Below are 10,657 nucleotides of genomic sequence, written 5' to 3' on the forward strand. Positions count from 1 at the left end.
CACAGGGAAAACTGCTGGTTGCCCATCACCACCTGGGGCGATTCCTCCCAGGGCGTCTCGTAATTGTCCAGGGTCTTGGCCCCGTACTTGATGACGGTCTGATTGTACATCTGCACCACCGGGGTGACGCCCAGCACATACTCGTCCAGCTCCATGCAGTAGTCGTACAGCTGATCGGACACCTTCTCGCTGTTCCAGCTGCTGGCCTGGATGTTGATGATGTTGGTGCCCAGGCTCTCGTAGAAAGCCCGCATCTGCTGGTTCTGGCCCTGGGCATAGGACACCAGGATAATGACGGCGGCCAGGCCGATGATGACGCCCAGCATGGTGAGGACAGACCGGGCCTTCTTGGCCGCGATGGACTTGACGGCAATCTTGAACGCCTGCGTCAGATTCACTGGAAGGCCCCCTCTCTGTCTCCATCGTAGATGATGTGTCCGTCGGAAATCCGCACCACCCGCTGGGCGGTGGAGGCGATGCCGTTGTCGTGGGTGATGAGGATGATGGTGGAGCCCTCCTCATGGAGCCCGTGGAGGATCTCCAGCACGTGCTTGCCGGTGCGGGAGTCCAGGGCGCCGGTGGGCTCGTCGGCCATGATAATGGGAGGCTGAGTGGCGATGGCCCGGGCGATGGCCACCCGCTGCTGCTGGCCGCCCGACATCTCGGTGGGCTTGTGCTCCGCCCGGTCGGCCAGACCCACCCGCTCCAGGGCGGCCTCCACCCGGTCCCACCGCTTGGAGGCGGGCACCCCCTGATAGATCAGGGGGAGCTCCACGTTCTCCCAGGCGTTGAGGGCGGGAATCAGGTTAAAGCCCTGAAAGATAAACCCGATCTGCTTGTTGCGGATGTGGGCCAGCTGCTTGTCGGTGAGCTCGGTCACGTCCACCCCGTCCAGATGGTAGTCCCCGTAGGTGGGGATATCCAGACAGCCCAGAATGTTCATCAGGGTGGACTTGCCGGAGCCGGACTGGCCGATGATGGCCACGAACTCCCCCCGGTCCACCGTGAGGCTCACCCCGTCCAGGGCCCGGACCTCACTCTCCTCCCCTTCATGGTAGATCTTGAAGAGGTTTTTTACATCGATCAGCATATCAGCCACCCCAACTGTCGGCGCTCTGGGTGGCGTAGCCGATGAACACCTCGTCGCCCTCATTGAGGCCCCGCTTGATCTCCACCCGGGTGGTATCGGCCAGACCGATCTCCACCGGCACGGCCCAGAAGCCCTCGGGGCACTCCCAGGCGGGATCGGGCTCCAGAATGGCGTTGGCGGGGGCCTCCTTGGACTTGACAAAGACAATGGTGCCGGTCTCCGCGTCGGCCGAGCCGCCGCCCATACCGCTGCTGGCACCGCCGCCCGTGGAGATACCCGGACCGGGCATGACTACCACGCCCAGCTTGCGGACCGAGATCCCGCCGCCAGAATAGCGCTGAGGCACCGCCACCGCGCCGCCGCTGACGGACATATCTCCGTCTATGATCATATCGCCGCCGTCATCGATGATCATATCGCCGCCGTCGTCGGGCAGGGTCTCACCGTCGATCACACTGCCATCGTCGGGCAGGGTGTCGCCGTCCATTTCGCCGCCCATTCCATCCTCTCCGCCGTTCTCGGCAGGGGGAGCGTCCATGCTGTCGGGCAGCGTCACATTGTTGAAGCTGACGTACTTCACAGCGGCCACCGGCACGGTGAGGCAGTTGTCCGACTGGCTGGCCACAAAGGAGTAGCTGACGTAAGTACCGGGGATCATGGAGCCGTCAGAGTTGTCCACCGCAACCACCGCCGGGATGGAGGCCACACCGTTTTCTCCGGAGGCGGTGAGGGAGACGCTCTGCACCACGCCCATGTAGGGGGTGCCGTACTGGTCCAGGTCCACCATCATACCCACCTTGACGTACTGGGCGTTGAGCTCGTCCACGCTGATCTCCACCGTCATCTGGGAGGTATCGGCAATGCTGATGCCCTGGCCGCTCTGTACCTCCTCGCCCTCCATGAGGCTGCAGGACAGAACCGTGCCCGCGATGGGGGCCACGCCGTTATACTTGCTCAGCTCGTCGTTGGCCTCCTTCAGCTTCTCCTGGGCGGCCTTCAGGGCCTCCTCCTTGGCGCTGATCTCCTCGTCGGAGTCCTTGGCGCCCAGCTGGACCAGCACCTGGCCCGCCTTTACGTCGCCGTAGTTGAGCAGGTTGAAGCTCTCCACCGGACCGGAGGCCTTGGCCTTCACCACGGTGGTCTCGTAGAACTCCAGCTTGCCGTTCTGATAGGGGTAGATGGGGGTGCCGTCGGCGGCGGTGAGGGAGGCGGAGGCCTCCATCCCCTCGGTCAGGGTGCCGGGGTTGTCCAGCACAAAGACCACCTCAAAGTGGGTGGCTCCCTCCGGGGAGACAAAGCGCACCTTGTTGATCTTCTCCACCGTACCGGTGCGGCTGCCCATGATGGAGGGAATGGTGATCTGGGCGGTCTGGCCCACCTTGATGCTGTCCTCATAGGCATAGCTGTAGTAGAGGGAGATTCGCAGCTTGGTGTCGTTGACGATGGTGGCGATGGTGTCGCCCTCGTTCACCGTATCTCCCACCTTCAGGTCGGCCACCTCCCGCAGATTGCCGGCATGAGGGGCCTTGATGGTCAGCTCCCCGATCTTCTCGTAGACCGCCTGGAGCTGCTTCTGGCAGTCGTCCACAGTCTCCTGGGCGGCCTTGACGGCCTCCCGGGCCGCGGTGTCGTCCATGCGGTAGAGGGGCTGGCCCTCGGTGACCTGGTCACCCTCCTTCACATAGAGCTCCAGGATGGTACCGGTGCCCGGTGTAACAGTGGCCGATTTGTTGGCCTTGGCCATGCCGCTGCCTTCCACCTTCACCTGGATGGACCCCAGCTGGACGGTATCGGTCATGGCTTCACCCAGTCCAGTCTGATCCTCCCGGAACACAAAGTACCACAGAGCAAAGACAATTCCGGCAATCACCGCCGCGGTAATGAGCAGGCCCACGATCAGCTTGACCTTACTGCGGCGCTTTTTCTTTCTGGGGCCGGAAGGCGCCCCAGCCGGCGGCGTTTGGCCCGGAGCGGGCCGCTCGAGCACAGGCGTCTGTTGATCCGTCATATTGAACTCCTCCTTATGCACTTCCTTGTTCACTGCCATTCTAGCATACCGGGTAAGGTAAGCAATGACAAAGCAATGACAAATTCTTAACAAATCCTTAAGTTTCCCAGTCGACTTTAGGTTGGACATCCGCCAGCACCAGTGTATGCCCTTCCGCAGGAAATCTCCGCCGAAAACCGCCGCTCCTTTCTTTGGTATACGTTTCCTTTTTACAGACGTTTTCCGTCTGAAAAGGTTCCATCTTGGAAGAAAAGCAGGCGGCGGAAGGTAATCCTTCCGCCGCCTGCTTTCGGTTAAAGTTCAATCAGATAGCGCTCATACCCGTTGATCACTCTGGTCTTGCCGTAGCGCTGTTCCCGCTGGATGCTCCGGCCGTAATTCAGATGGGTGTGTCCATGGAGATGGAGGGCGGGCTGATACTTGTCCAGCATCCGGTTAAAAGCCCGGAAGCCGGTATGGGCCAGGTCGGTGCAGGGCACCATGTCCTTGCCCGGCGCATGGGTCAGCAGAATATCAAACCCCTTTTTAAAATACAGCTTTGGGGACAGCCGTATGGCCCGCAGATTCATCTCCCTGTCGGTGTACTGGTGGGGGCCCTTCTTATAGCGCATGGATCCCCCCAGGCCTACGATACGCAGTCCCTGGTACTCATAGTACTGCCCGTCGATACAGGTGCAACCCAGAGGCGGGTCCTTTTCATAGTGCCCGTCGTGGTTCCCATGGACATAGAGCACCGGGCAGTGGGCAAAGGTAGCCAAAAAGGACAGGTAATGGGATTTCAGGTCCCCGCAGGAGAGGATCAGGTCCACCCCCTCCAGCTTATCCGGTGTATAGTAGTCCCACAGGGCGGGGGACTCGTAGTCGGCCACAGCCAAAATCTTCACTTCAGTCCAGCCTCCTCAAAGCCCTGGACTCTCATCCACTCCCTGGCCCGGTCGGTCAGCTCCTCCGGCCTGGGGATGGCCCCCTCCACATAGGTGGACAGCCAGTTCATGGACAGGATCTGCTGGGCGGGCAGCGGGCCGTCATCGCCGTACACCACATGGCCCTGCTGGTTCATCAGCACCCCGTAGAAGGGGTCCAGCCGCTCGGCCCGGATGGCGTCCCGCAGCACGCCGGCCAGACGCCGGGTGCCGGCGGGCAGGCGGCGGGAACAGAGCACATCCACGATTTTCTGGTTCAGACCCCACCAGTAGCTGATAGCACTGCTGCCCCGGCTCTCCTTTTTCCAGCTGCCGTCCAGCACCCGCCGCACCAAGCTCTGGTAAAACCGCCCCCAGTCGCAGTGGATCATGGCCAGATTATGCAGCTCTCTCGACCGGGGCCCGGCGTTAGCGGCCAGCCGGTCCAGGTAGTCGATATACACGATGCCCTTGGCCCGGAGGCTGTCAATGCCCCCGCCCTCCTTCAGGCTGTTCCAGGACAGCAGCACCCGGGCATTGGCGTTGACCATTCTGGCCCCCTGGGCAAATGCGTTGATGCTGGCAATGGTGCCGAAGGTGGGGTAGTCGGCCACATAGCCGATCCATCCGCTGCGGGACAGGGTGCCGGCAATGGCGCCCTTGATAAACTTGGCCTCATACATCCGGGGATAGTAGGTCCGCACCGAGGGATAGGAGTTGTTGAGGGAGCAGTTGAAAAATTTCACCTCCGGATGGCGCACGGCCTGTTTCACGCTGGGCAGCAGCAGAGAGGGATCGGTGGTAAAGATCAAGTCCGCCCCCTTGGCCACCGCATCGTTGATGGCCGCCTCCGCCGCCTGCTCAGTGACGGCATTTTCATAGGAGAGGGTATAGAGCTGGTCATTCATGGTATCCTCCAGCAGGTAGCGGCCGCACTCATGCTCATAGACCCAGCGGGAGGTATCGCTGCTGCCGGCGTGGATGAAGGCGGCGCACAAACGCTCGCCGATAGGATGGAAGGGGAACAGGGGCTTTTTCACCGTGTCCTCCAGCATAAGGGTCACCCCGGCGTTTTCCAGCCGGTTGCGTACCTCCTGCCGGATCATGGGCAGTTCCCGGGCAATCTGGGTGGACAGCTTGCCCTGGGAAGCCTGATAGCCAAACAGCTTCACATATACCAGGAAAGCCAGGGAGATGTACTGCTGATCGGCATTCTCCCGCAGACAGGCATCCCGGAACATATAGTAAAAGGAGCGGAAATCGTGGATCTCCTCCGCGCTCCACGCTTCCCGGCTGGGCCGTCCCATGGCCTCCATCAGCTCCCGGTACTCTCCCGGCCGCCGGAACACCAGGAAATTCAGCCCTGTCATCTGGTAGAAGTTGAGGAACTCGTAGTAGGCGGTCACCTCCGGGTCGTCGGAAGGCCGGGGTAAAAGCCGGGTGACCACCGCCGGAATGGTGATGGCCCCAAAGTATTTCAGCACGCTCACCCGCTTGTGGCCTTCCACCACATAGAAGCGGTTGAGGTATTCCACCGCTTTGATGGGGTCCCGGATTCCTTCATTCAGGTGGGCCTGACAGAGGGACGCCCACTTGCCTGCAAACTCGCTGTCAGCCTCCAGGGCGGGATAAAAGCCGGGGGAAAAGCTGTTGCGCCGCAGCTTGTTGCAGGTACCCACGATGAGCTCGCTGGGCACCTCCACCACGCCCAGGCTCTCCCGCCGCATGGCCAGTTCCTCCGGATCGCCGGGCAGCACCTGCAGGCCGGTTTCCTCCCCCCGGGCTGCCGCCGCCTTGATCTCCTTTTGTCCCAGGCGGAGCGCATTGTGGTATTCCTCCAATACGGGCATATCCGCCGTCCCCCTTTCCAGTTGGTTCTTTCTTCTCTCCCAACAAACTACCACGACCGAAACAAAAATACAATCCCTTTCTCCTTCCGGCTTCTGGTTTTTGGTGGTAATAACATACAAAAAAGGAGCGCTCCGGTTGAAGAATGGCCCAAGCCGTGCTATAGTATTACCTGTTGGGCAGACCCTGGGTGGTCTGCCGTTCACCCATCCGCCCCAATCTATCCGCACCGGCCCTGCCGGTGCGTACCATAAAGGAGATTTTCCTCATGAACGAACGCAATACTCACAAGGGCACTGTTCCCTGTCATACCTGGCGCATGATCCGTGCTCAGGAAGAGGACCTGTACTACAAGCGCCCCGCGGTTCCCGGCCGCCGTCCCGCCATCGTGATGCCCGAGTCCCTGTTGGTTTCCAAGGCTCCCGCAGAGCCTGCTGCCGCTCCCGTACCCCAGGCCGCCCCTGTGGCGGCGGAGCCCGTGCCCAGCATCTTTGACCTGCGCATGGAGCAGTATGGCGACGAGCTGGCCCGGCTGTACCGGGAGCAGTTCCACGGCGACCTGGCCGCCTGGGACCGCCTGACCACTCTGCTGCGCCAGAGCTGGGAGAACCGCCGGGAGGAGCTGTGCGCTCAGGACCAGCGCCGGACCGCCGACGCCGGCTGGTACTGCCGCCGGGATCTGCTGGCCATGGCCGTGGACGCCGCCGGCTTTGCCGGTTCCCTGGCCGGGGTGGCGGACCGCCTGCCCTACCTGAAGGAGTGCGGCGTCAACTTCCTGCGCCTCAACGGTAACGGCAGCCAGGAGGAGCTGGCCGCTCTGGCCGACGCCTGCCGGGCCCAGGAGATCCTGCTGGCCCTGCCTCTGAAGGCCGACGCTCCCCAGGACGCCGCCTCCTTCCACGCCTGGATCGAGCAGCTGCTCTGCCTGGCCGGTCTGGGTGCCGACGCCATCCGCCTGGGTGACCTGTCCCGCCTCCCCCACAGCGTGCTGCGAATGGCCCGCCTCATCTGCCAGCTGGTGTGCCCCGGCGTGCTGCTGATGGGCAAGGCTCCCGCCCACGGCGAGGCCCCCTACTTTGGCAGCGAGGACAAGCCCGAGTGTCATCTGCTCTGCCGGAACAACGGCGCCCTGCTGTGGAACACCCTGGCCACCGGCGACGTGTCCCTCCTCCGCCATGAGGTGGAGGGTTCCCTGTCCTCCGCCGGTCTGTTCCTCAACCGGCTCCACGGGGACAGCGGTCTGGACTGGGCCCTGGACTACGACTGGCTGAAAGAGCACTGCGGCACCGACGAGAATACCCACCGCCAGTACCTCAACGACTGGGCCACCGGCAAGTTCCCCGGCAGCAACAGCCGGGGCGAGTTGTGCCGTGAGGGCAAGGTGTGCGGCACCACCGCCTCCCTGTGCGGCGTGGAAGCCGCCGACTATGAGCAGGACAGCGTCAAGCTGGAGCAGGCCGTGGCCTGCGACCTGCTGCTCCACGCCTTCCTGCTCACCCAGAGCGGTATGCCCCTGCTGACCTGCGGCGACGAGGTGGGCCAGCTCAACGACTACAGCTGCCACGAGGACGCCGCCCGGGCCGATGACGCCCGCAACCTCCAGCACGGCCCCTTCCAGTGGGAGCTGGCCGCTATGCGTGACAATCAGGAGACCCGCCAGGGCAAGCAGTTCCAGGGCCTGCGCCGCCTGGAGCAGCTGCGCGGGGCAGAGCCCGCTTTTGACGCCCGGGCCAATGTGTGGACCTTCGACACCGGCAATCCCCATGTGCTGGGTCTGGGCCGCTGGTATGAGGGCCGCAAGCTGGTGGCACTGTTCAACTTCAGCGGCGACTTTGTCACCGCCGGTGCCCCCGAGGGCGGCGCCTTTGATGAGCTGATCTACGGCGGCCACTACGACGAGATCGGCCATGTGGAGCTCTATCCCTACGGCTTTGTCTGGCTGCTTCAGCAGGAAGCCTAAAAAGCATAAAAAACGGACCGGGAACTCAGGTTCCCGGTCCGTTTTTTCTTTGGTCACCGTTCCGGCAGCGTCCGGACAGCCTTCTCCAACAGCTCCAGCAGCAGGGGCATCTGTTCCCGCTCGGGCAGCATCAGCCGCACCGCCCGGCAGTCCAGGCCCACATAGCTCTCGCAGCTAACTGTGAGCAGCCCCTCCCCTATCAGGTGGCGCTGCAAATGGAAGGTGGGGTCCTCTGTCTCCACATAGAGCATGAGGATGGGGGTACTCTCGCAGGTGACCGCCGCCCGGAGATTGCGTCCATACCGCTTGTTGTACCTCTCTATAGCTGCCAGCAGTTCCCTCTTGCTCACAATCACCGGCTGAATGCCAAAGGGGTCCTCCGGCCGCTCGAACTTGGTCTCCAGCGCGGTCTGGGCCAGCACCCGGGCGATGCCGTTGCTGTTGAAGGGCAGCACCAGCTTCTCCAGCTGAGGCAGCAGACCGCTCTGGGTGGAGCTGACCCCGTAGCCCAGCCGCACCCCGGCCATACCCCACCCCTTGGAGAAGCTGCGGGTCACGATCAGGTTGGGATGGCTGGGGATCAGGTTGATGGCGCTGGCGGAAAAGGGCAGGTACTCGGCATAGGCCTCGTCCACCACCAGCAGCTTTCCCCACTCCTCCGCCCGCCGGGCGATGCGGGCGATGTCCTCCAGACTGACCGGCAGGCCGGTGGGGTTGATGGGATTCTCCACGATGAACAATCCATACTCCGCCGACATCTTGGCCAGATAGTCGTCCACATGGAAGCGGTAGCCGTCGGAGCGGTCCAGATAGCAACACTCGTACACCGAGCCGGTGCAATTCACATGGTCCACATAGGCTGTGAACTGTGGGGCGTGGCCCAGCACTTTCTTGCCTCTGGTGAGGCACAGCAGATTCAGATTGCACAGGATGTCGTAGGAACCGTTGCCCAGGATGATGTGGTCGGCAGTGAGCCACCCCTCCCCCACCCCGTTGCCCCGGTACCAGTTGGCCAGAGCCTCCTTCAGGGTGCCGCCGTGGGGATAGTATTTGATCTCGGCAAAGTTGCCGCCGTGGGCCTCCGTCCGCTGCTCAAAGGCGTGGAGGCGCTGGAAGATACAGTTGCCCAGCAGATCGGCGTTGACCCCCAGGGAGCAATCCAGCTTGATATCCCCCTCCGGCAGGCTGCCTGCATAGTCCTTTGAAACGTAATCCCGCACATAGGGATTGATCTCCAGATGAAACATCCCGCTCCCCCCTGTTACAGCTTTTTCCTGTCTGTGCTTTCAGGATAACACCGATTCTTTTCAAAGGCAAGGTCCATCCTGACAGCGTCTTTGAGGATGACCCGCTGTTTCCACCCCGGTCCAGTGCTTCTGATACACTATGCAGCTGGCAGATTGTTTTCCCCGCTTAATGGGCCTAGAATGGGATTGCATAAAACCATTCTTAACGGAGGTGCCTATGATGAAAAAACGCTTGCTATCCCTTGTGCTTACCCTGTCCCTTTCCCTCTCCTTGTGCCTCACCCCTGCACTGGCAGCCGCCGGGCTCTCCAACTTTACCAAGAGCAAAACCTATACCCCTGGCCAGTTCACCGATGTGGCCTCCTCTACCTGGTACACCTCTGCCGTCCAGGCCGCCTATGAATACGGCCTGATGCAGGGCTCCAGCGACACCACCTTCAATGTGAACGGCAAGCTGACCATTGGCGAGACCGTCGCCATCGCCGCCCGTCTCCACGCCACCTATCAGGGCAATGGATACACCTTCACTGCCAGCGAGCCCTGGTATCAGACCTATGTGGATTACGCCCTGACAAACAGCATCTGTCAGGCCTATCCTGACTACACCGCCGTCATCAGCCGGGCCTCCTTCGCCATGATCCTGACCAATGCCCTTCCGCCCGAGGCGCTGACCGCCATCAATACGGTGGAGGAAAACGGTATTCCCGATGTGCCCAGCGACGCCAACTACCATGACGCCGTCTATCTGCTCTACCGGGCCGGCGTCCTCTCCGGTACCGATTCCACCGGCACCTTTGCCCCCTTCAACCAGATCACCCGGGGTGAGGTAGCCGTCATTCTGTCCAGCATGGTGGACCCCTCTCTGCGCAAGTCCTTCACCCTGAAGGCAGTGGTGAAGCCCACCTCCCTCACCCTCAGCGCCCCCAACTTTGTGGTAAATACCGGCGCCAAGCAGGCCCTGAAGGCCACTGTTTCTCCCGCCAATACCACCCTGCCTGTGACCTGGTCCTCCTCCAACACCAACGTGGCCACCGTGGCCTCTGACGGTACTGTCACCGGCGTCACCCCCGGCACCGCCACTATCACCGCCAAGTGCGGCTCTCTTACCGCTACCTCTGTGGTCACCGTGCAGAAGGTTCCCCCTATCGGCAAACCCACAGGCTTCTACTTCACCCGCAACAGCGTCAACGGCATCACCCTCTCCTTTGACGGAAGGAACAACTCCGGAAAGGCCATCAATTACTACACTGTCCATGTGACCTTCCTGGACCCCATCGGTAACCCCGCCTACGATGAGATCACCCACAAGGCTACCGCCTCTGTGCGCTACGTGGGACCCGTTTCTCCCGGAAGAAGCATCCTTGTTTACAAGCTGATGGGCTATGTGCCCGCCTGCGACGCCATCCGGATCGATACCATTGATCTGGAATATGCCGACGGGACAAAGGAGACCATCGTTTATAACCAGACGACCCATCGGGAGGAACATTTCTGATTCTGCCGCCCGGGTTGCAAAACAGGCATGAAAGGAGCCGCCCGTTGGGCGGCTCCTTTCATGCCTGTATCGTTGGACTTCTCAGCTGCTGGGACAGATATGACAGG

At 61.8% G+C, this 10,657-nt stretch carries 8 protein-coding genes; 2 read left to right on the plus strand and 6 right to left on the minus strand.

Annotated elements, in window-relative coordinates; all coding sequences use genetic code 11:
* The 5 genes from IHN22_RS11090 to IHN22_RS11110 all read right to left on the minus strand — a co-directional run.
* A partial coding sequence (locus tag IHN22_RS11090) for an ABC transporter permease (protein WP_191435373.1) occupies window positions 1–398 on the minus strand: 398 nt, incomplete at its 3' end.
* Window positions 395–1,090 (minus strand): ABC transporter ATP-binding protein, encoded by a 696-nt coding sequence (locus IHN22_RS11095; protein WP_087388716.1) that lies wholly within the window; start codon window positions 1,088–1,090, stop codon window positions 395–397. The genes IHN22_RS11090 and IHN22_RS11095, both read right to left, overlap by 4 nt.
* A gap of 1 nt (window position 1,091) precedes the next feature.
* Window positions 1,092–3,098, minus strand: a complete 2,007-nt coding sequence (locus tag IHN22_RS11100) for an efflux RND transporter periplasmic adaptor subunit (protein WP_191435374.1) — start codon at window positions 3,096–3,098, stop codon at window positions 1,092–1,094.
* Between the two features lie 293 nt (window positions 3,099–3,391).
* Window positions 3,392–3,982, minus strand: coding sequence for a metallophosphoesterase family protein (locus IHN22_RS11105; protein WP_191435376.1), 591 nt, complete (start codon window positions 3,980–3,982; stop codon window positions 3,392–3,394).
* Window positions 3,979–5,850 carry a BMP family ABC transporter substrate-binding protein gene (locus IHN22_RS11110; protein WP_191435378.1) on the minus strand — a complete coding sequence of 624 codons (1,872 nt, stop codon included), beginning with the start codon at window positions 5,848–5,850 and terminating at the stop codon, window positions 3,979–3,981. The genes IHN22_RS11105 and IHN22_RS11110 overlap by 4 nt, the downstream gene beginning before the upstream one ends.
* A gap of 266 nt (window positions 5,851–6,116) precedes the next feature.
* On the opposite strand from IHN22_RS11110, the gene IHN22_RS11115 reads away from it, so the two are divergent.
* Complete coding sequence (locus IHN22_RS11115; RefSeq protein WP_191435380.1) at window positions 6,117–7,808, plus strand: hypothetical protein; 1,692 nt, start codon at window positions 6,117–6,119, stop codon at window positions 7,806–7,808.
* 53 nt (window positions 7,809–7,861) lie between these two features.
* On the opposite strand, the gene IHN22_RS11120 is transcribed toward IHN22_RS11115, so the two are convergent.
* Window positions 7,862–9,055: an aminotransferase class I/II-fold pyridoxal phosphate-dependent enzyme gene (locus IHN22_RS11120; protein WP_191435382.1), complete on the minus strand. Its 1,194-nt coding sequence runs from the start codon at window positions 9,053–9,055 to the stop codon at window positions 7,862–7,864.
* A gap of 220 nt (window positions 9,056–9,275) precedes the next feature.
* Between IHN22_RS11120 and IHN22_RS11125 the strand changes: the two genes are divergently transcribed.
* Window positions 9,276–10,550, plus strand: a complete 1,275-nt coding sequence (locus IHN22_RS11125; protein WP_191435384.1) for an S-layer homology domain-containing protein — start codon at window positions 9,276–9,278, stop codon at window positions 10,548–10,550.
* Window positions 10,551–10,657 lie beyond the last annotated feature (107 nt).

The sequence above is a fragment of the Flavonifractor sp. An112 genome (genome assembly GCF_904377885.1).
Lineage (GTDB): Bacteria > Bacillota > Clostridia > Oscillospirales > Oscillospiraceae > Flavonifractor > Flavonifractor avicola.